Below are 923 nucleotides of genomic sequence, written 5' to 3'. Positions count from 1 at the left end.
CGCCGAAAAAGATATGATTCGTGCGATGCTATCGGAGTCACTGCAAGCGGTTATTTCACAAACACTGCTACGTCGTCAAAATGGTGGACGTGTAGCAGCTCATGAGATCATGTTGGGTACACCCGCTATCCGTAACTTAATACGTGAAAACAAAATTGCTCAGATGTATTCTGCCATCCAAACGGGTGCAGGCGAAGGCATGATTACACTCGATCAAACGCTAAAAAACTTGGTTGGCAAAGGCACCATCAGTAAAGATGTGGCTCGTCCTTATGCCAAGCAACCTGAGGCATTTTTATAGTTTTAGCCAAGTCACAAAAAAGCGTGAATGGTGCTAGATTGTTATTGGTCTCTATAAATGACCTTCAATACATTACTCTAAATAACTTTTAATCGACTTACATCGAATGCAGGTACGATATGGACATTGATAAATTATTGCAGTTGATGATTAATAAAAATGGCTCTGACCTTTTTATTACTGCTGATGTAGCGCCTTCCATGAAAGTAAATGGAAAAATTTTACCTGTCGGTAAAACCCCTTTGACAGCTGATCAAACCATGATGTTAGTCAAAGGGGTGATGACCCCTAGCCAGCAAAAAGAATTTAAAGAGACAAACGAGTGTCAATTTGCTATATCTGATGAAGCACAGCAGGCACGTTTTCGGGTCAGTGCATTCATACAGCGCGATATGGCAGGAATGATTTTACGGAAAATTGAGAATAAAATCCCAACTGTTGAGGAACTACGCTTGCCGCCAGCGCTCAAAGAACTGGCCATGAAAAAGCGCGGTATTATCTTGCTGGTCGGTGCGACTGGCACAGGTAAATCCTCTACACTCGCGGCTATGATTGGACATCGTAACCAAAACTCTCATGGGCATATCATTACCATAGAAGACCCTATCGAGTTTGTCCATAA

Annotated in this window: 1 protein-coding gene and 1 pseudogene; both read left to right on the top strand. The window is 42.3% G+C overall.

Annotation, left to right across the window (positions count from 1 at the left end):
• A pseudogene (locus ACS8FC_RS15560) lies at nucleotides 1–301 on the top strand (twitching motility protein PilT); the annotation flags it as partial.
• A 119-nt stretch (nucleotides 302–420) separates the two neighbouring features.
• Nucleotides 421–923, top strand: a 503-nt coding sequence (locus ACS8FC_RS15555; protein ID WP_439297434.1) for an ATPase, T2SS/T4P/T4SS family, incomplete at its 3' end; no start/stop codon positions are given.

This window comes from Psychrobacter sp. 1Y4, from assembly GCF_051847555.1.
The sequence above is the reverse complement of the archived record's forward strand: the minus strand, read 5'-3'. Positions and strand labels throughout refer to the sequence as shown.